We start from the raw sequence: 19,761 nt of genomic DNA, 5'->3' as shown, positions 1-19,761 counted from the left end.
ACAACACCGCAATGGCCAAACTGATCGCGTTCGACGAGGACGCCCGCCGTGGTCTCGAGCGCGGGCTCAACACCCTCGCCGAAGCCGTCAAGGTGACGCTGGGCCCCCGCGGCCGCAACGTCGTGCTCGAAAAGAAGTGGGGCGCGCCGACCATCACCAACGATGGCGTCTCCATCGCGAAGGAGATCGAGCTCGAGGACCCGTGGGAGAAGATCGGGGCCGAGCTCGTCAAGGAAGTCGCCAAGAAGACCGACGACGTCGCGGGTGACGGCACCACCACCGCCACCGTGCTTGCCCAGGCGCTCGTGCGCGAGGGTCTGCGCAACGTGGCTGCGGGTGCCGACCCGATCAGCCTCAAGCGTGGCATCGAGACCGCCGTCGAGGCCGTCGTCGAGCAGCTGCACAAGGCCGCCAAGGAGGTCGAGACCAAGGAGCAGATCGCTGCCACCGCCTCGATCTCGGCCGCGGACCGCACCATCGGTGAGCTGATCGCCGAGGCGCTGGACAAGGTCGGCAAGGAAGGCGTCGTCACCGTCGAGGAGTCGAACACCTTCGGCCTGGAGCTCGAGCTCACCGAGGGTATGCGCTTCGACAAGGGCTACATCTCGGGTTACTTCGTCACCGACGCGGAGCGTCAGGAAGCCGTCCTGGAGGACCCGTACGTCCTCCTGTTCGGCTCGAAGATCTCCAACGTCAAGGACATGCTCCCGATCCTGGAGAAGGTCATGCAGTCGGGCAAGCCGCTGCTGATCATCGCCGAGGACGTCGAGGGCGAGGCCCTGGCCACGCTGGTCGTCAACAAGATCCGCGGCACCTTCAAGTCCGTCGCCGTCAAGGCCCCGGGCTTCGGTGACCGCCGCAAGGCCATCCTGCAGGACATCGCGATCCTGACCGGTGGCCAGGTCATCAGCGAGGACGTGGGCCTCAAGCTGGAGAACGCGGACCTGAACCTGCTGGGCCGCGCTCGCAAGGCCGTCATCACCAAGGACGAGACGACCATCGTCGAGGGTGCCGGTGACGCCGACCAGATCCAGGGTCGCGTCAACCAGATCCGCGCCGAGATCGAGAACTCGGACTCGGACTACGACCGTGAGAAGCTGCAGGAGCGGCTCGCGAAGCTGGCCGGCGGCGTGGCCGTCATCAAGGCCGGTGCCGCGACCGAGGTCGAGCTCAAGGAGCGCAAGCACCGCATCGAGGACGCGGTGCGCAACGCCAAGGCCGCCGTCGAGGAGGGCATCGTCGCCGGTGGTGGCGTGGCTCTGCTGCAGGCGTCCAAGGCCGCGTTCGAGGGCCTGCGCCTGACCGGTGACGAGGCGACCGGTGCCAACATCGTCAAGGTGGCGGTCGAGGCTCCGCTCAAGCAGATCGCCGTGAACGCCGGCCTCGAGGGCGGCGTCGTGGCCGAGAAGGTCAAGGGCCTGCCCGAGGGTCACGGCCTCAACGCCGCGACCGGCGAGTACGAGGACCTGGTCTCCGCCGGCGTCATCGACCCGGCCAAGGTGACCCGCTCCGCGCTGCAGAACGCCGCTTCGATCGCGGCGCTGTTCCTGACCACCGAGGCTGTCGTCGCTGACAAGCCGGAGAAGGCCGCGGCCGCTCCGGCCGGCGACCCGTCGGGTGGCATGGGCGGCATGGACTTCTGACAGTCCGCTCGTTCGAGAAGAAGCGCCCCCCTGCTCGCGCAGGGGGGCGCTTCGCCTTTTCTTCTCTTCCCGTTTCTCCTGGGGGTCGAACCCCCAGACCCCCGCCAGGGGGCAAGCCCCCTGGACCCCTCGGCGTGGTCGTCCCGACTTGCCACGTCACTCTTCGCTGTCCTCCGGAGTGAGGAACCAGCACGCGGCGTAGACGATGGCCGCGGCGCCGCCGGTGAAGACGGCCGCCGCGACCATCGCGATCCGCAGGATCGACACGTCCACGCCGAGGTAGTCGGCCCAGCCGCCGCAGACGCCGGAGACCATGCGGTCCGAGGTGGAGCGGCGAAGCTTCTTGATGGTGTTCACGTTGTTCGTCATGCGTCCATCGTGGGCCGGGTGACCCGCGAAAACATCGGGGCACGGCCCTGACCCGACCCGGATTCACGCCCCTGAGCTGGAGTCACTCCACGTGGGCAGGGGGCGATTCCCGCTATAGAGTCGGGACATGCCGGGATCTTTGCTGGGGACCGAGGTGCGCCGGGTCGAGGACCCGGAACTGTTGCGTGGCCGCGGTAGCTACGTGGGTAACCTGCCGATCGAGGGTGCGCTGCACATGGCGTTCGTGCGCTCGCCGTTCGCGCACGCCCTCATCACCGCCATTGACACCACCGAGGCCGCGAAGGCGCCGGGCGTCGTCGCCGTCTACACGGCCGAGGACCTGGGCCTGCCCCCGCTGGTGCCGTTCATCGAGCTGAACCCGCACTGCGCGCGGCACCCGCTGGCGAGCGACCGGGTGCGGTTCGTGGGCGAGCCGGTGGTGGCGGTCGTGGCCGAGTCGCCGACCGCGGCGGTGGACGCGATGGAGCTGGTCGACGTCGACTACGAGCCGTTGCCCGCCGCGATCGACCCCGAGGAAGCGCTTGCTCCCGACGCGCCGACGCAGTTCCCGGAGCTGGGCACCAACATCGCGGCGGGCAACCGGGACGCGGACGACGACGTGTTCGCCGAGGCGGAGGTCGTGGTGCGGGCCCGCATCGAGAATCAGCGCCTGGCCGTCGCGCCGATGGAGGGCAACGCGATCGCCGTCCTGCCAGGGGACGACGAATTCGATGCCACCATCTACGTCTCCACCCAGATGCCGCACGGTTTCCGGAACGGCGTGAGCAAGATGTTCGGCTGGCCGGTGGAGCGGATCCGCGTCGTGGCGCCGCACGTCGGCGGTGGTTTCGGCGGCAAGGCGGGGGCGACGGCCGAGCACGCGGTGGTGATCGAGGCGTCCCGGCGGCTCGGCAGGCCGGTGCGCTGGGCCGAGACCCGCTCGGAGAACCTGCAGTCGATGCCGCACGGCCGCGCGCAGGTGCAGTACGGGGAGCTGGGGCTGCGCTCCGACGGCAAGATCGTCGGCCTGCGTTGTCGCGTGATCGGTGACGCGGGCGCGTACGGCGGGTTCGGCGGCGCGCTGGCGCTGGGCCCGACGCGCACGATGGCGCAGGGCGTCTACGACATCCCGAAGATCAGCTACGCCGGCATCGCGGCGCTCACCAACACCACGCCGGTGGGTGCGTTCCGCGGGGCGGGCAGGCCCGAGGCGGCGGCCATGCTGGAGCGGTTGATGGACCTCGCCGCCGCCGAGCTGGACCTCGACCCAGCGGAGCTGCGGCGCCGGAACTTCCTGAAGCCCGAACAGTTCCCGTACACCACGTTGACCGGCGCGAGCTACGACAGCGGTGACTACGACCTGCCGCTGCGGGAGGCGTTGCGGCTGGCCGGGTACGAGGACCTGCGGGCCGAGCAGGCGCGGCGGATCGAGGCCGGGGAGACGGTGCTGCTGGGCATCGGTGTGGCGGCGTACGTCGAGATCACCGGTGGCGGCGCGGGCGAGTTCGCGTCGGTCGAGATCGACACCGAGGGCGGGGCGACGATCAAGGTCGGCACGTCCGGGCACGGGCAGGGCCACCCGACGGCGTTCTCGATGATCGTCGCGGACGCGCTCGGGTTGCCGTTGGAGCGGGTCAAGTTCGTCCAGTCGGACACCGCGACCGTGCCGCGTGGTGGTGGCACGGGTGGCTCACGTTCGTTGCAGCTGGGCGGAAGCGCGGTGCGCCAGGCGTCGGACCTCGTGCTGCGGCGGGCGAAGGAGCTGGCGGCGACGAAGCTCGAAGCGGCGGTCGAGGACGTGGTGCTGACCGACGACGGCACCCTCGGCGTGCGCGGCGTCCCGACCGCGACGATCACGTGGGCCGACGTGGCAACCGCCGCGCATGACGACGGCCGTCCCTTAGTGGAGGAAACGGACTTCAAGCCTGACGGCGCGACGTTCCCGTTCGGTGCGCACGTGTCCGTCGTCGAGGTCGACACCGAGACCGGCTACGTGAAACCGTTGCGCCACGTAGCAGTCGACGACTGCGGGCGCGTGCTGAACCCACTGCTGGTTCGCGGGCAACAGCATGGTGGGGCGGTGCAGGGCATCTCGCAGGCGCTGTGGGAGCAGATCTCGTTCGACGAGGACGGCAACCCGGTGACGGCCTCGTTCGCCGAGTATCTGGTTCCGTCCGCCGCGGACGTCCCGGACCTGGAAGTGGCCAACACGGAGACCACCACGCCCAGGAACCTGATGGGCGCCAAGGGAATCGGCGAGTCCGCCACGGTCGGCTCCACCCCGGCGGTCCAGAACGCGGTGATCGACGCGGTGAAGCACCTGGGCGTGCGGCACATCGACATCCCGGCCACCCCGCAACGGGTGTGGCGGGCGATCCAGGCCGCGAAGGCAGGAAGCCCGGAGGACCCATGGCGCGAGCCACCGGCGGCGTTCGAGGGGCTGCCGGTGAGGGAGAGCGCGAAGTCGGAGGACGCGGACGAAGCGGTGGCGTAATGGCGTGAGCCAAGGGTTTTGCACAGGAACCCCGAGAGTTGGGTGATCATCCCGTCGCCTGAAAGCGGGGGATCACTTTGAGCCAGGCCCGCAACATGCGCCGGAACCGGCGGCCGAAAGACCAAAGCTTGCGGGTCTGGCTCAAAGTGATATGCACAAACCGCAGGCGACGGGATGATCACTCAACTCGACCACCTCGCCAAGGTGAGATCCCTTGGGGCCCATCATCCTGGAGCCTGCCCGCCGGCGAGGCATTCTTTTCATCTTTAAAGCCGCGCTGTCGCGCGAAAAGCCCGCCGTGGTCCGGTAGAGCAGGAACTTGACCGGGCGCTGGGCGCCCTCGTTCCGCCCGGCCACCCCCGCCCCATCCCCCTGATCGTTTAACGGTTGGCTCACCGCGTCAAGGGCGCCTCAGTGGTGGGGTGTTGGTGCCGTCGTGTGGCGGTTAGGGTCTGGTCCTCGGTTGCGTGGTGACTCTCAAGGGCGCTGTCACCTGCGTGTTGGTGGTTGGCTTGGCGAAGAATTGTCCAGCGTGGCCGGGGTCCCGGGCCGGCTGGGCGTGACTTGATAGAAGCGTGGACGAGACGCCATCCATCAACTCGACTGAGGTGTGTCCGTCCAGCCTGGCCCGGGGTGCATGCCTGCCCTGGAGTGGAAGGACACGCGAGAACCATGGTGGTCATTGGGATTGATCCGCACAAGCACACCCATACCGCGGTCGCGGTGGACGAGGTGGGTCGCAAGCTCGGTCAGGTGACGGTGGCGGCTGACGAGGCCGGGGTGTTGCGGTTGTGGGTGTGGGCCGGGCGGTTCGGGCAGCGGCGGTGGGCGGTGGAAGACGGGCGTGCGGTGGCGGGTCGTCTGGTGCGCACGCTGATCGGGATGGGGTCGGCGGTGGTGTGGGTACCGCCCAAGCTGATGGTCGCGTGCCGGGCCAGTGCCCGCACCCGGGGCAAGTCCGACCCGATCGACGCGCTCGCGATCGCCCGGGCCGCGCTGCGTGAACCGCGTTTGCCTGCGGCGAGGTTGGATCAGGTCGCGTTGGACCTGCGGTTGCTGATCGACCGGCGGGAGACGGTGGTGGCGGCCCGCACCGCCGCGATCTGCCGGCTGCGCTGGCACCTGCATGACCTGGCACCCGGGCTGGACGAGGGGACGCGGACACTGACCGGGCGCCGCCGCCAGCACGCCCTCACCGGGATGGTTGCGGCCCTGCCCGCCAGTGTCCGCCGCGACATCGCCTTGGACCTGCTGGCCGACATCACCCGGCTGACCGAGCAGATCCTGATACTCGAGCGACGCCTGAGCGAGCTGGTCACCCCGATCGCACCCACCCTGATGGCGATCGTGGGAATCAACGTCCTCGCCGCGGCCAAACTGATCGGGGAAGTCGCCGACATCACCCGTTTCCGCAGCCCCGCCGCGTTCGCCATGCACACCGGCACCGCACCCATCCCGGTCTGGTCCTCCAACACACCCCAATACCGGCTCAACCGCGGCGGGAACCGGCAACTCAACACCTGCCTGCACCGCATCGCCCTCATCCAGCTCATCCACCACCCACCCGCCCAGCAATTCCGAGACCGCTGGACCCAGCAACACCCCCACGCCACCAAAAAAGCCGCCATCCGCGCCCTCAAACGCCACCTCACCAACGTCATCTACCACGCACTACAAACCGACCACCACCACTTGACATAGAAGCTTCTTCGGCGTCGCTTCGCGATCGCTGCGCGACCCTTGACACGGCGAGCCAACCGCTAAGGCAGCTGGGGATCGGGGACGGGGGAGGTCCGGGCGTGTGCCGGGCGTCGTTTGTTGCTGTCTTCTGTTTTATAGGTGGTGTTGGACGCGTGTGAGGCGTGCTTGCCAGTGTTCCGTTGTTTCTTGGCTTGCTGCGAATTTTTCTGCGGTGTTTGGTTCCGGTGCTGTTCTTGGGACTGGGAGGTAACCGTCCTTTGGGGACAGTTCGTCCGTTGTCACGTCGCCGGTTAGTAGGGATCTTGTGCCCAGGCCGCAGGCGAAGTCCAAGGTCGGCAATGCCCCGGCCAAGGCCAGTCCGGCGGCTAGGCCTACGCTGGTTTCCACCGCTGACGAAACCACGCATGGTAGGCCGCACGCTTCGGCGACTTCCAATGCCCGACGTACGCCGCCTAGCGGGGCTACCTTGATCACTGCCACGTCGGCTGCTTCGGCTACTGCCACCTTCAGTGGGTCCTCTGCCCTGCGGATCGACTCGTCCGCCGCGATCCGCACGTCTACGCAGAGGCGTACCGCCGCCAGGTCCTCAATGGACGGACACGGTTGCTCCACGTACTCCAGACCGCCCGCGGCGCGGTTCAGCTCACGGATCGACTTCACCGCCGTGTCCACGTCCCACGCCGTGTTCGCATCCACCCGGATCGCGCCTGCCGGACCCAGGGCGTCACGGACCGCCGCGACCCGGTCGCAATCGTCCACAAGGGACGAACGGGGGTCTGCCACCTTGACCTTCGCCGTGCGGCAACCGGACGCCGTCACCAGCTCGTACGCCCGCTCCGGGGAGACGACCGGCACCGTGGTGTTCACCTCGATCCGGTCCCGCACCGGCTCCGGCCAGCCGACCTCGCTCGCCTCCAACGCCGACGCCAGCCAGGGCGCGCTCTCCGTGTCCGAATAGTCCGCGAACGGGCAGAACTCGCCCCAGCCCGCCGCTCCTCGCAACAACACGCCCTCCCGGACCGTGATGCCGCGGAAGCGGTTGTGCAGGGGAATGGCGTAGACAAAGCTCATGCTCCCATCATCCCAGCCCTCCTAATGGACCTTTTGGTTAATTAGCTCTACGATGGAGTGGTGGAGGTGATCGGATGAGGGCCGTCGTGCTCACCGAGCCCGAGCGGTTGCGGGTGGTGGACGTTCCCGAGCCGGACTGCGGACCGCGCGAGGTGCTCGTGCGGATGCGCGGGCTCGGGCTCTGCGGGTCGGACGTAGCGGTCTACACCGGCAGCCGGCCCGTGACAGCGCCTTGGCTGATGGGGCACGAGGGCGCCGGGGAGATCGTCGCGGTCGGTGCCGAGGTCGAGAACCGGCAGGTCGGGCAGCCCGTGGCCATCGAGCCCAACTACTGCTGCGGCCGGTGCGCCCAGTGCCGCGCCGGGTTCACCTCCGCCTGCCCCAACCGGGTGATCGTGGGCATGAACCACCCCGGGCTGCTCGCCGAATACGTCGCCGTGCCGGCCGAGTTCGCCTGGCCGGCGGCCGAGACCGTCGCCCTCGAAGACCTGGTGTGCACGGAGGCGCTGACGGTCGCGCGCTCCGCCATCCGCCGGTCCGGGGTGGCGCCGGGCGACCGCTGCCTGGTCGTGGGCGCCGGTTCCCAGGGGCTGCTGCTGTGCCTGGCGCTGCACGAGCTGGGCGCGCACGCCGTGGTGCAGGAGCCGCACGAGGGCCGCGTCGAGCTGGCGCGCTCGCTCGGCGCCGAGGCCGGCGACGGCGACGGCTACGACTTCCTGTTCGAGACCTCCGGGGTCCCGCAGGCCCTGCGCACCGGACTGGACCGGGTGGCGCCCGGCGGCACGGTGCTGCTCGTCGGCATCAGCGAGCGGCCGCTGGAACTGTCCAGCGCGGACCTCGTCTACCGGCAGCTCACCCTGCGCGGCTCGCTGATCTACGACCACCCGAACGACTTCGCCGACACCATCGACGCCCTCGGCCGCGGCACGATCTCGCCCGGCAAGGTGCTCCAAGCGCGCTTCGACCTCACGGAGGCCGCCGAGGCGTTCGCCTCCGTGAGGACGGTCGCGGGAAAGTCCTGGATCTCCTTCTAGGCCAACGCGGTCAGCGTCGCCGCGGCGAGCGCCGTGCGTTCCAGCATGCCCCGCACGCTGATGTGCTCGTGCCGGGCGTGCGCGCCGTCGCCGACGGCGCCGAAGCCGTCCAGCACCGGAATGCCCAGCGCCGCAACGAAGTTCCCGTCGCTGGCGCCGCCGACGGAGATTTCGTCGAGCTGGATGCCGAGTTCGGCCGCGATGTCCCGCGCCCGCTCGTACAGGGCGACCGTGGTGGGCGTGCGCTCCATGACCGGCCGGTTCCAGCCGCCGGACACGGTGAGCGTCGCGCGCGGGTCGTGCGGCCGCAGCTCCGCGAACGCGCGGTCGATGCGCCCGACCTCCTCCTGGCTCGCCACCCGCACGTCGATCCGCGCGCTCGCGCGACCGGCGGCGACGTTCGTGCCGGTGCCGCCTTCGATGATCCCGACGTTGACCGACGTGCCACGCGAAAGGTCGGTCAGCCCGTGCAGGGTCAGCACGACGCGGGCGATCTCGTCGATCGCGCTGCAGCCCTTCTCCGGGTCCAGCCCCGCATGCGCCTCGACGCCCGTGGCGTCCACGCGGAAGATGCCGACCCCCTTGCGGGCGGTCTTGATCGCACCGTCCGCGCTGGCCTCGAACACCAGCGCGGCGGCCGCGTCCCGCGCCTCCGCCTCTATGACGGGCCGCGAGGCGAGGCTGCCGATCTCCTCGTCTCCGTTGAGCAGCAAGCGGATCCGCGGCCGCGGCAGCCCGGCGGCGTCAAGCGCCTTGAGCGCCCACACCGCGTGCACCAGGCCGGACTTCATGTCGAAGATCCCGGGCCCGGTGCCGCGGTCGCCGTCGATCCGGAACGGGATCTCGGCGAGCGTGCCCAGTGGCCAGACGGTGTCGTAGTGGCACAGCAGCAGCACGGGCCGGTCGCCGGTGCCGGGGTAGTCGCGCACCTCGATGTCGCCGTGCACGCCGCCGTCGACGCGTGAGACCCGCTCCGGCTCGCCGAGGCGCTCTTCGAGCCAGGAACCCAGCCACGCCAACGTGGTGTTCAGAGACTCCTTGTCGCCGCTGGGAGATTCGAGCTCCACGTACGTCCGCAGGTCGGACAGCAGGTCCTCGCGGTGCTCGGTCACCCAGTCCAGCAACGCTTTCGGGTCGGTCACTGCAGTTCCTTTCCCTTCGTTTCCGGCATCGTGGCGTACACGAGCACGCCGATCAGCGCGGCGGCGACCACGTAGACCCAGACCAGGTCGCGGTGGCCGGAGGTGCTCATCCAGGTGGTGACGTAGGGCGCGGTGCCGCCGAAGATCGCGACGGCCAGCGCGTAGGGCAGGGCGATGCCGGTGGTGCGCACCTCGGGCGGGAACTGCTCGGCCATGACCACCGCGCAGTTCGCGGAGTAGCCGACGATGAGCACGAGCCCGACCAGTTCGACGAAGAACACGCTCCAGAACCCGTTGCTCAGCAGGGTCAGCAGCGGCCAGCCCAGCACGGCGAACCCGATCGCGAACGCCAGCAGCGTCGGCTTGCGGCCGATCCGGTCCGACAGCAGGCCGCCGAACGGCAGCAGCACGAGGAACACCGCGAGCCCGATGGTGTTGGCCAGCAGGGCGGTCTTCAGCGGGATGCCCGTGGTGACGTGGGCGTACGACGGCAGGTAGCTCACCCACAGGTAGTAGGTGAGCGTGCCCGCGATCGTGATGCCCGCGACCCGCAGCGCGGCGCGGGGGTGGTCACGCAGCATGCTCTTCAGCGGGTTGCGCCTGCGCTCGGGCGCGACGTTCGTGAACGACTCGGTCTCGTGCACCGACACCCGCAGCCACAACCCGACCAGGCCGAGCAGCCCGCCGACCGCGAAGGCGATGCGCCAGCCCCAGGTCTGGAGCGCCACACTGTCCAGTGTGGACGTCAGGATCGTGCCCAGCAGTGACGCGATGAGCGTGCCCGCGCCGACCGAAACCTGTTGCCACGAACCGGCGAACGCCCGCCTGCCGGGCGCCGCAGACTCGACCAGGAACGCCGACGAGGTACCGAACTCGCCACCCGCGGAGAAGCCCTGCACGAGCCGGGCCAGCAGCAGCACGAGCGGCGCGGTGATGCCGATCTTCGAGTAACTCGGGCAGACCGCGATGACCAGCGCCGCGCCCGCCATGAGGCCGATCGTCAGCGTCATGGCCTTCTTGCGGCCGTGTCGGTCGCCGTAGCTGCCGAGCACGGCGGCGCCGAGCGGGCGCATGAGGAACCCGACCGCGAACACCACGAGCGTCGACAGCAGCGCGGCGGTTTCGTTGCCGGAGGGGAAGAACTGGCTGCCGAACACCGACGCGAAGGTCGAGTACACGGCCCAGTCGACCCACTCGACGGCGTTGCCGATGGCACCGGCGAACACCGCCCGCCGCTGCGCCTGCGTCATGCGGTGCGCACCCGGCGGTGCTTCCCGGATCTCGGTCATGGCGTCCCTTTCAGTCTTCGAAGGCGTGCAGCTCGCGGCCGAGCCGTTCGCCGGCTTCGAGGCGGTCGGTCCCGCAGTACGCGACGACGCCGAGCGTCAGCGCGAGGGAGAGGCTGGTGACGGCGGTCATCGACGGCAGCGCGGCGAGCGACTTGCCCGACACGCGCAGGACGAGCTTCGCGAGGCTCGCGAGCGAGGGGTGGCCGTCGTCGGTGACCAGCAGGATCGGCACGTCCCGGTCGGCGAACAGCCGTCCGATCCGCGCGGTGCTGGAGCTGTAACGGCGGAAGCTGAGCGCGACGAGCAGGTCACCGGGACCGAGGTCGAGCAGGGCTTCCGGCTCGTGCAACGTGTCGGAACGCAGCGAACGGACGCGGTCGCGGACGCGGCCGAGGGAGTAGGCGAGCATCTCCGCCGGCGCCTGCGACGCGCGACCGCCGACGACCCAGACGTTCCGCGCGTCGGCGATCATGCGGGCGGCGCCGTCGAGCAGGTCCTCGGGCAGGCGCCGCAGCTCTTCGAGGTTCTTCAGCTCCCGGTCCCACAGCGGGCCGAAACGGCCTTCGCCCTGGTCAGGCAGCGTGGGCGGGGTGAGCGCGGTCCGCAGTTCGAGGCGCACCGAGTCCTGCAGGCGCGGATAGCCGTCGAAGCCCAGCCGCTGCGCGAAGCGCGTGATGCTGGCGGCGCTGACGCCGAGCCGTTCGGCGATCTCGGCGGCGCGCAGGAACGGCAGCTCGTCCTGGTGCTCCAGGAGGTGTTCGGCGATGACGCGGTCGGTCCTCGACAGGTTCGCCGCGTGCTCGCGGATCAGCTCGGCCAGCATGCCAGCTCCGTAAGATCGATTGCAATGACCGTGATGTTTGCAATCAAACTTCCAAATGGCAAGGGGTGGTTCGTTTCGGACTGGTAAAGCCGAGCCCATGTTTCGCGCTTCCGGAGCAGCGGGTATGCGATCCGCGTACAGGGACTCGACGACGGAAGGAGTACGGCGGTGGCGAACGAACTCGCCGGTAAGCGCGTCGCGTTCTTGGTGGCGCCCGAAGGCACCGAGCAGGTCGAGCTGACCGAGCCGTGGAAGGCCGTGCAGCAGGCCGGCGGGCAGCCGGAGCTGGTGTCGATCAGCAGCGGCCAGATCCAGGCCTTCAACCACCTCGACAAGGCCGACACCTTCCCGGTGGACAAGGTGGTGACCGACGTGTCACCCGACGACTACGACGGCCTGGTGCTGCCGGGCGGCGTGGCGAACCCCGACTTCCTGCGCACGGACGAGAACGCCGTGCGGTTCGTGGCCGGGTTCTTCCAGAAGCAGAAGCCGGTCGCCGCGATCTGCCACGCGCCGTGGACCCTCATCGAGGCCGACGTGGTGCGCGGGCGGCGGATGACGTCGTGGCCCAGCCTGCAGACCGACCTGCGCAACGCGGGTGCGAACTGGGTTGACGAAGAGGTCGTGGTGGACAGTGGCTTCGTGACCAGCCGCAAGCCGGACGACCTGCCCGCCTTCTGCGGCAAGCTCGTCGAGGAGATCGCCGAGGGCAAGCACCGCGCCCAGGCCAAGAGCGCCTGAGACGAGAAGCCGCCGCTCGCACCATCCGGCCGCCAGGGCGCCTCAGCACAGCAGGCTCGGGGTCTGTCCTCGGGTGCCCTGTCGCCGGGTGGACGGGGGCGGGTGGCGGTTTCGCCTCGGGCTGTCTGCCGGTACGGCCACCGTGACCTCGGGAAGTCGCGGTGGCCGTACCGTCTTCAGCTCAGGATCTCGGCCAGCCTGATCGCGTCGCCGGGGGCCTTCACCTTGATGTCGTTGTCGAAGTAGACGTAGGCGTCGCGTTTTCCGTCCTGCCACTTGCGGATCTTCTCCGCCCACCGCTGCAACGCCTGCTCGCTGTAGCCGCTCGCGTACAGCTCCTCGTCGCCGTGCAGACGGACGTACACGAAGTCCGCCGTCACCTCCTCCAGGGTGATCCACGTGCCCGCCGAGTCGGCCACGACCGACGCGATTCCGTTGCCGCGCAACAGATCGAAGAACTCCGGCGACCGGAAGCTCGGATGCCGGACCTCCAGCGCGTACCTCAGCGGCCGCTCCGGACCGGAATCGGTGTGCGGCTCCCCCTTCAGCTTGTCGTCGTGCTTCTTCGCCAGCTCGGCCGCGGCCTGTGTGGTGCGCGGGAGCAGGTCGAAGAACGCCCTCAACCGCTCGGCGTCGAAGACCAGCCGGGGCGGCAGCTGCCACAGGATCGGGCCGAGCTTTTCCCCCAGCGCCAGCACGCCCGAGGCGAAGAAGTTGGCGAGCGGCACCTCCACGTCGCGCAGCTGTTTCATGTGCGTGATGTAGCGGCCACCCTTCACGGCGAACACGAAACCGTCCGGCGTCTGCTCGACCCACGCGCGGTACCGCTCCGGCCGCTGCAGCGAGTAGAACGACCCGTTGATCTCGGCCGAGTTCATCTGTCGCGAGAGGTACTCCAGCTCGCGCCGCTGCACGAGGCCCTTCGGGTAGAAGATGCCCCGCCACGGCGGATACCGCCAGCCCGACGTCCCGATCCTCAGCTCGATCGCTGCCTCCTCAGTCCCACGAGAACCGCCAGTGCCGCCGGTGCACGAGACCCGCCGCGTACTCGCGCAGGTTGCCCGGCTGCCCGGAGAAGCTCCGCACCGAGAACGCGCGGTGCTCGGCCGCCACCACGACCGCCCGGCTCTGCAGCCGCGGCGGGGCCGCCACCGACAGCTCCAGCTCGTCGAAGCCCAGCACGATCAACGTCGCCCCGAAGCGGTCCTCCCAGCTGCGCAGTACCGCCGACACGGCCGCCACCTGGTCGGTCGACTTGATCATGCCCGTCCAGCCCAGCGCGGCGGGCACGTCCGCGGGCCGCTCGACGGCCACCAGCCCGAGCCGGTACGTGCCGCGGCGCGCGAGGATCGAGCCCGTGTTGCCCGCCTCGGCGTACGGGTCCACGCGCAGCTGCGACTTCCGTGCCAGACCGGGGAATTCGGCGCCGAACGGGCGCAGGCACCCCGTGCCGGCGGCGCAGCAGAACGGATCCCACCAGCGCGACAACGTCTCGGCCACGTCCACCGCGTCGATGCGGTGAGTCGCGGGCGCCAGCCGGCCCCGGTCGTCGACCCAGTCCTCGCCGTTGGCCGCGAACCGCTCGTCGTGCGGCACGAGCACGGGCCACAGCCCGGTGCGCTCGAACGCGCCGATGCAGTCGCGGAAGCGGCCGGGCTCGGTCAGCGGCTGGTCGGACAGCCAGATCGGGCCGTGCCAGCGGCCCGGCGGCAGCTCCAGCCCCGGCAGCGTCTCGAAGGAAGCGGCGGTGGTCATCAGTACCCCTCGCGGTCAGGTTTCACCAACGCGTCGAACACTAGTTCGAGGGTACGACATTTTCGGGCGCTCGCCGACGGGCGTACCCGAGGAGCGCGAGGACCAGCAGCCAGCCGCCCGTGACGGCCGCCGAGATCGGCAGCAGCAGGAACAGCCAGTGCCACGACAGGATCGCCGCGAGACCGACGAGCGCGCAGAAACCCGTGGTCAGGGGCACGGCGGCGGGTTTGCGGAAGGCGGCGAGCAGGGGCAGCCCGCCGAGCACGACGGCCGCCAGGCCGTACAGTGCCTGCGCGCTGCCGTCGGAGAGCCAGAGCGCGAACCACGCCAGCCCGGGCAGTGCGGCGAGCGCGAAGATCACCCAGAGGAGGTGCTTCGCCATCCGTTCGACCGTCTCGCGGTCCGAGCGCCGGGCCACGAGTCCCGCGCCGGCCGCGAGCACCGCCAGTGCGACGACGGCGGCGACCAGCAGCGCGGGGATGGCGCGCTGCAGGCCGTCCGCGTCGACGAAATGGGCGCTGCCCAGCCCGCTGATCACCGCGGCGACGCACGCGGCGACCAACGCGGTCACGTACCGCGGCAGCAGGGCCGACGTCGGGAACCGGTGCCGCAGGTGTTCGGTCACGGCTTGGGAATTCCACCCCGGGCCGAAAATCATGCGTCGGATTCGCGGTCGCGGGTCTAGCCTGCGGGGATGGCGGTGCTCGTGCCGTTCCACCAGGACCAGCGACTCCCGGACGACGCCCTCCCGTTACGCGCGTCGGCGATCCTGCCGTCGCTGCCGGAAGGCGCTTTCTGGGAGCGGGTCGCCGCGCTGCACGACGGCGTCGCGACCGAGACGTGGCTGCGGATCCGCGAGGGCGAGCGGCCCGCGCTGGTCTCCGGGGACTGCCTGGTGGCGCTCGCGGTCCTGCGTGGCGCGCGGCAGGCGGGCCACGACCCGGGGCTCGTGTGGTTCGACGCGCACGGCGACGTGCACACCCTGGCCAGCTCCACCTCGGGTTACGTGGGCGGCATGGCGTTGCGGTTCGCGCTGGGCGCCGGGCCGCTGGCGCTCGACCCGCCGCTCGCCGAGGAACGCGTGACGCTGGTGGACGCGCGGGACCTCGACCCGGCCGAGGCCGAGTACCTGTCGACCGCCGCCATCCGCCGGGTGCCGGTCACGGAGGTCGGGCCGCCGGACGAGCCGGTCGTGCTGCACGTGGACCTCGACGTGATCGACGGCGCCGAGCTGCCTGGCCTGTGGTACCCGGCGCCGGACGGCCCGAGCCGGGCCGAAGTGGTGGCCGCCGTCCGGCGCGTGCTCGACAGCGGTCAGGTGGTGGCCCTGCACATCGCGTGCCCGTGGGAACCGGGGCAGGACGAGGAGAACCGCTCGCGGTTGCTGGCCGAGCTGACTCAGTCCACCGGCTGAGAGAGGACAAGCTCCAGCAACTCGCCCAGCTGGTCGACCTGCTCCGGGTTCAGCCCGGCGAAGGACCGCTTCAGCACGGCGTTCGCGCGTTTCTGCCCTTCGGCGCGCACCGTCTGGCCCTTCTCCGTGATGCGGTGGCGCACGGCGCGGCCCGGTCCGGGCACGCGCTCGATCAGCCCGCGGGCGACCATCCGGGTGGCGAGCGTGCCGAACGCCTGGTCGGTCTGGAACGTCAGCTGGGCCAGGTCGTGCAGCGACGCGTCGGGATGCCGGTGCAGATGGCGCAGCGTGTCCCACTGCACCAGCGAGACCCCGAGGTCGGCGAGCGCGGCGGTGAACGCGCGGTGATGCCGGTGCTGGACCCGCTTGACCAGCAGGCCGACTTCCGAGAGCGAACGAGCCATGTGGAGCACCTTAACTCATGTTGCTTATCTAAGTATCCTTAGATAAGGTTCCTGATATGACTCCTCACTTCGAAGACTTCGGTTCCGGACGGCCCTTCCTCCTCCTGCACGGCGGCGCCGGCCCGGTGTCGGTCGCGTCCTTCGGCGCCCACCTCGCCGAGCGGCGCCCCGCTCGCGTCCTCGTGCCCACGCACCCCGGGTTCAACGGCACGCCGCGGCCGGACGACATCGCTGACGCACAGGCGCTCGCCCAGCTGTACGCCGACCTGCTGGAAGAGCAGGACCTGACCGACGTCACGGTCGTCGGCAACTCGCTCGGCGGTTGGATCGCCGCCGAGATGGCCCTGCTGAACAGCCCGCGCGTCGCGGGCGTCGTGATCATGAACGGCGTGGGCATCACCGTGCCGGGGCATCCGATCGCGGACTTCTTCTCGCTCACCCTCCCCGAGGTCGCGGAGCTGTCGTACCACGAACCGGACCGCTTCCGGATCGATCCGTCGACGTTCACCGACGCGCAGAAGGCCGCCATGGCCGCCAACCGCGAGACGCTCGCGGTGTACGCCGGGAAGGGCATGGAAGACCCGACGCTCGCCGGCCGGCTCGCCGCCGTCACGGTGCCCACGCTCGTGCTGTGGGGCCAGAGCGACCGGATGGTCGACCCCGACTACGGGCGCGCCTTCGCGGAAGCCATCCCGACGGCGACCTACCGGCCCCTCGAAGGCACCGGTCACCTGCCGCAGCTGGAAACCCCCGACCTCGCGCTGGACGCTGTCTGGGAGTTCGCGGCTCAGCTGTAGTCGTCGGAGAGGTACGCGTCCGCGTCGCGGATCGTGTACGCGTAGCCCTGCTCGGCGAGGAAGCGCTGCCGGTGCGCGGCGTACTCGGCGTCGAGCGTGTCGCGGGCGACCACCGAGTAGAAGTGCGCCTGCCGCCCGTCCCCCTTGGGGCGGAGCAGGCGGCCCAGCCGCTGCGCCTCCTCCTGCCGCGAGCCGAACGTGCCCGAGACCTGGATCGCGACCGACGCCTCCGGCAGGTCGATCGAGAAGTTCGCGACCTTCGACACCACGAGCCGGTTCAGCTCGCCGCGGCGGAACTTGTCGAACAGCTCCTCGCGCTCCTTGTTGCGCGTGGAGCCCTGGATCACCGGCGCGCTCAGCTCGGCGCCCAGCTCCTCCAGCTGGTCGAGATAGGCGCCGATCACCAGCGTCGGCTCACCGGGATGCTTGTCCAAAATGGACTTGATGACGGCGGTCTTGGTGTGCGCGGTGGAGGCGAGCTTGTACTTCTCCTCCGGCTCGGCCGTCGCGTACACCAGCCGCTCGTTGTCCGTCAGCGTCACGCGCACCTCGGTGCACTCCGCCGGCGCGATCCAGCCCTGCGCCTCGATGTCCCGCCACGGCACGTCGTAGCGCTTCGGGCCGATCAGCGAGAACACGTCGCCCTCGCGGCCGTCCTCGCGCACCAGCGTCGCGGTGAGCCCGAGGCGGCGGCGGGACTGCAGGTCGGCCGTCATCCGGAACACCGGCGCGGGCAGCAGGTGCACCTCGTCGTAGATCACCAGGCCCCAGTCACGCGTGTCGAACAGCTCCAGGTGGCGGTACTCGCCCTTGGTCTTGCGGGTGACCACCTGGTACGTGGCGATCGTGACCGGCCGGATCTCCTTCTTCTCCCCGGAGTACTCGCCGATCTCGTCCTCGGTGAGCGACGTGCGCGCCACCAGTTCGCGCTTCCACTGCCTCCCCGCGACGGTGTTGGTGACCAGGATGAGCGTGGTGGCCTCGGCCTTCGCCATCGCCGCCGCGCCCACCAGCGTCTTGCCCGCGCCACACGGCAGGACCACCACGCCGGACCCGCCCGCCCAGAACGCCTCGGCGGCGCCGCGCTGGTAGTCGCGCAGGTGCCAGCCCTCCTCCGCCAGGGAGATCGGGTGCGCCTCGCCGTCGACGTAACCCGCGAGGTCCTCGGCGGGCCAGCCGACCTTCAGCAGCGCCTGCTTGAGCCGCCCGCGCTCGGACGGGTGCACCAGCACCGTGTCGTCGTCGACGCGCGCGCCGAGCATCGGGCTGATCTTCTTGTTGCGCAGCACCTCTTCCAGCACCGCGCGGTCGGTCGTGCTCATCACGAGCCCGTGCGCGGGGTGGTTGGTGATCTGCAGCCTGCCGAAGCGGCCCATCGTGTCGACGATGTCGATCAGCAGCGGCTGCGGCACCGGGAAGCGCGAGTAGGTGGTGAGTGCGTGCACCACCTGCTCGGCGTCGTGCCCGGCGGCGCGCGCGTTCCACAGCGCGAGCGGCGTGATGCGGTAGGTGTGCACGTGCTCCGGCGCCCGCTCCAGCTCCGCGAACGGCGCGATCGCGATCCGGGCGTCGTCGGCCTGCCCGTGGTCGACCTCGAGCAGCACGGTCTTGTCGGACTGAACGATCAGCGGGCCATCTGTCACGCCTTCCTTTATACGGCGTGCCCGAACCACCGGGTCAGCGCGTCGGTGACCGCTCCGTCACCCGACCAGCACACCACTCCGTCGGGTCGCAGCAGCATCGCGTCGGCGTCCGACTCGCCCTTGACGCGCACCACGTCGACCCGGTCCGCCCAGCCTTCGGGCCAGTCGTGCTCGCCGAAGTCGAGCAGGAGACCGCGGCCCGAGCGCAGCAGTTCGGCGAGCCGGACCGGGCCGTCGGCGGTGACGAGGTCGAGGTCCGGCACGCGGCCGGGCGCGTCCAGCCCGGACATCATCCCGGCGAGGTGGCGGTTGGTGTCCGGCAGGCGCAGCAGGTCGGTGAAGATCTCGCGCAGCGCCAGCACGTCGGGGTCCGGGTTCGGGTTGGCGAGCACGCGCTGGGCCGCGGTGTGGTGCAGCACCCTGGCGGCGGGTGGGTGCCGTTCGTCCTGGTAGGTGTCCAGCAGGTCGACGCGACCGGCGAGCTTCGCGGCCAGCTTCCAGCCCAGGTTCAGCGCGTCCTGCACCCCCAGGTTGAGGCCCTGCCCGCCGAGCGGCGGGTGGATGTGTGCGGCGTCCCCGGCGAACAGCACGCGGCCGTGGCGGTACTGCTCCAGCTGGCGCGTGGAGTCGCTGAACCGCGAGCTGGTGAGCACCTCGGCGAGCCGCGTCTGGTCGCCGTAGATCGCGGTGAGGGCCTGCTGGACCTCGTCCTCCGCCGTGTCGCCCTTGCGGCCGAACGTGAACCGGTACTTCAGCTCCCCGATCGGCACGAGCATGCCCCAGTACCCGCCGCCTTCGCGGGTGAGCTTGCTGATGTGTCCCGCTTCCTTCGGCACGAGGTCGGACGCCGAGGCGAGCCGGATGTCCGTGAGCACCGCCCGGTACGTGCCGGGGCGGCCGGGGAACGGCACGCCGAGCAGCTTGCGGACGGTGCTGTGCGCGCCGTCGCAGGCCACGAGGTACCGGGCGCGCAGACGCCGCCCGTTCGCCGTCACCGTGACGCCGTCCTCGTCCTGCTCCACGGCAGTGACCTCGTGCCCGCGCAGGACCGGCACGCCCGCCGCGCGCTCCAGCTCCTCCTCGACCATCCACTGTGGAACGGAGATCGGCACCGGATACCTGGTGTGCCAAGGTCTCGCGTCCAGCGGCACCGGCAGCAGCCCGAAGTGGCCGCCTTCGACGTTGCGCGGCAGCGCGCGGGCCAGCATCGGGTCCAGCAGGCCGCGCTGGTCCAGCAGCTCGGCCGTGCGGGGCTGGATCGTGCCGCCCTTCATCTGCTCCAGCCGTGTGGTCAGCCGCTCGACAACGGTCACGTCCACCCCCGCCCGCGCCAGCTCGTGGGCGAGCGTCAGCCCAGTAGGCCCGGCCCCCGCGATCAGTACGTCCATCGTTCGCTCCTCTGAGTGCAAAAGTAGACTAAGTGCAAAGTAGCACCGAGTGC

The 19,761-nt window shown here is 70.2% G+C and carries 18 protein-coding genes; 7 read left to right on the top strand and 11 right to left on the bottom strand.

Annotation, left to right across the window (positions count from 1 at the left end):
• Window positions 1-11: 11 nt before the first annotated feature.
• A complete protein-coding gene (gene groL / locus FHX82_RS10140) occupies window positions 12-1,643 on the top strand; it encodes a chaperonin GroEL (protein WP_145938263.1) in 1,632 nt (543 codons plus the stop codon).
• Window positions 1,644-1,799: 156 nt separating this feature from the next.
• Here groL and FHX82_RS10135 read toward each other — a convergent pair whose 3' ends face one another.
• A complete protein-coding gene (locus tag FHX82_RS10135) occupies window positions 1,800-2,012 on the bottom strand; it encodes a PspC domain-containing protein (protein WP_145938264.1) in 213 nt (70 codons plus the stop codon).
• Window positions 2,013-2,139: 127 nt separating this feature from the next.
• On the opposite strand from FHX82_RS10135, the gene FHX82_RS10130 reads away from it, so the two are divergent.
• Both FHX82_RS10130 and FHX82_RS10125 read left to right on the top strand, forming a co-directional pair.
• The gene (locus FHX82_RS10130; RefSeq protein ID WP_145938265.1) at window positions 2,140-4,506 is read left to right on the top strand and encodes a xanthine dehydrogenase family protein molybdopterin-binding subunit; all 2,367 of its coding nucleotides are present in this window, start codon (window positions 2,140-2,142) and stop codon (window positions 4,504-4,506) included.
• Window positions 4,507-5,178: 672 nt separating this feature from the next.
• Entirely contained in the window at window positions 5,179-6,207 is a 1,029-nt protein-coding gene (locus FHX82_RS10125) for an IS110 family RNA-guided transposase (RefSeq protein WP_145939377.1), read from the top strand.
• A gap of 132 nt (window positions 6,208-6,339) precedes the next feature.
• Here FHX82_RS10125 and FHX82_RS10120 read toward each other — a convergent pair whose 3' ends face one another.
• Window positions 6,340-7,278 (bottom strand): o-succinylbenzoate synthase, encoded by a 939-nt coding sequence (locus tag FHX82_RS10120; protein WP_145937752.1) that lies wholly within the window; start codon window positions 7,276-7,278, stop codon window positions 6,340-6,342.
• 74 nt (window positions 7,279-7,352) lie between these two features.
• Here FHX82_RS10120 and FHX82_RS10115 point away from each other — a divergent pair, with 74 nt between their 5' ends.
• Complete coding sequence (locus tag FHX82_RS10115; RefSeq protein WP_145937753.1) at window positions 7,353-8,312, top strand: zinc-dependent alcohol dehydrogenase; 960 nt, start codon at window positions 7,353-7,355, stop codon at window positions 8,310-8,312.
• Here FHX82_RS10115 and FHX82_RS10110 read toward each other — a convergent pair.
• The 3 genes from FHX82_RS10110 to FHX82_RS10100 are packed head-to-tail and all read right to left on the bottom strand — an operon-like array spanning window position 8,309 to window position 11,566.
• Window positions 8,309-9,454, bottom strand: a complete 1,146-nt coding sequence (locus FHX82_RS10110; RefSeq protein WP_229880407.1) for a M20 family metallopeptidase — start codon at window positions 9,452-9,454, stop codon at window positions 8,309-8,311. The two genes, FHX82_RS10115 and FHX82_RS10110, sit on opposite strands and share 4 nt — an antisense overlap.
• Window positions 9,451-10,743: an MFS transporter gene (locus FHX82_RS10105; RefSeq protein ID WP_145937754.1), complete on the bottom strand. Its 1,293-nt coding sequence runs from the start codon at window positions 10,741-10,743 to the stop codon at window positions 9,451-9,453. Before FHX82_RS10105 ends, FHX82_RS10110 begins: the two co-directional genes overlap by 4 nt.
• Window positions 10,744-10,753: 10 nt before the next feature.
• Entirely contained in the window at window positions 10,754-11,566 is an 813-nt protein-coding gene (locus tag FHX82_RS10100) for a MurR/RpiR family transcriptional regulator (protein WP_183176538.1), read from the bottom strand.
• Window positions 11,567-11,734: 168 nt separating this feature from the next.
• Here FHX82_RS10100 and FHX82_RS10095 point away from each other — a divergent pair, with 168 nt between their 5' ends.
• Complete coding sequence (locus tag FHX82_RS10095; RefSeq protein WP_145937756.1) at window positions 11,735-12,307, top strand: type 1 glutamine amidotransferase domain-containing protein; 573 nt, start codon at window positions 11,735-11,737, stop codon at window positions 12,305-12,307.
• 176 nt (window positions 12,308-12,483) lie between these two features.
• Here FHX82_RS10095 and FHX82_RS10090 read toward each other — a convergent pair whose 3' ends face one another.
• From FHX82_RS10090 to FHX82_RS10080, 3 genes are all read right to left on the bottom strand, one after another.
• Entirely contained in the window at window positions 12,484-13,242 is a 759-nt protein-coding gene (locus FHX82_RS10090; protein ID WP_373308591.1) for a DUF72 domain-containing protein, read from the bottom strand.
• Between the two features lie 61 nt (window positions 13,243-13,303).
• Window positions 13,304-14,062, bottom strand: coding sequence for a DUF4253 domain-containing protein (locus FHX82_RS10085; RefSeq protein WP_145937758.1), 759 nt, complete (start codon window positions 14,060-14,062; stop codon window positions 13,304-13,306).
• 40 nt (window positions 14,063-14,102) lie between these two features.
• Entirely contained in the window at window positions 14,103-14,687 is a 585-nt protein-coding gene (locus FHX82_RS10080; RefSeq protein WP_145937759.1) for a hypothetical protein, read from the bottom strand.
• 69 nt (window positions 14,688-14,756) lie between these two features.
• Here FHX82_RS10080 and FHX82_RS10075 point away from each other — a divergent pair, with 69 nt between their 5' ends.
• Window positions 14,757-15,476, top strand: a complete 720-nt coding sequence (locus FHX82_RS10075; protein ID WP_145937760.1) for an arginase family protein — start codon at window positions 14,757-14,759, stop codon at window positions 15,474-15,476.
• Here the strand turns inward: FHX82_RS10075 and FHX82_RS10070 are convergent.
• Entirely contained in the window at window positions 15,461-15,880 is a 420-nt protein-coding gene (locus tag FHX82_RS10070; RefSeq protein ID WP_145937761.1) for a MarR family winged helix-turn-helix transcriptional regulator, read from the bottom strand. The two genes, FHX82_RS10075 and FHX82_RS10070, sit on opposite strands and share 16 nt — an antisense overlap.
• Window positions 15,881-15,936: 56 nt before the next feature.
• Here FHX82_RS10070 and FHX82_RS10065 point away from each other — a divergent pair, with 56 nt between their 5' ends.
• Entirely contained in the window at window positions 15,937-16,677 is a 741-nt protein-coding gene (locus FHX82_RS10065; RefSeq protein ID WP_145937762.1) for an alpha/beta fold hydrolase, read from the top strand.
• On the opposite strand, the gene FHX82_RS10060 is transcribed toward FHX82_RS10065, so the two are convergent.
• Both FHX82_RS10060 and FHX82_RS10055 read right to left on the bottom strand, forming a co-directional pair.
• Window positions 16,668-18,320: a DNA repair helicase XPB gene (locus FHX82_RS10060; protein ID WP_145937763.1), complete on the bottom strand. Its 1,653-nt coding sequence runs from the start codon at window positions 18,318-18,320 to the stop codon at window positions 16,668-16,670. The genes FHX82_RS10065 and FHX82_RS10060 overlap by 10 nt on opposite strands.
• A gap of 8 nt (window positions 18,321-18,328) precedes the next feature.
• Window positions 18,329-19,708: an FAD-dependent monooxygenase gene (locus FHX82_RS10055; RefSeq protein WP_145937764.1), complete on the bottom strand. Its 1,380-nt coding sequence runs from the start codon at window positions 19,706-19,708 to the stop codon at window positions 18,329-18,331.
• Window positions 19,709-19,761 lie beyond the last annotated feature (53 nt).

It is taken from the genome of Amycolatopsis bartoniae (assembly GCF_014191255.1).
GTDB classification, from domain to species: Bacteria; Actinomycetota; Actinomycetes; order Mycobacteriales; family Pseudonocardiaceae; genus Amycolatopsis_E; species Amycolatopsis_E bartoniae.
The sequence above is the reverse complement of the archived record's forward strand: the minus strand, read 5'-3'. Positions and strand labels throughout refer to the sequence as shown.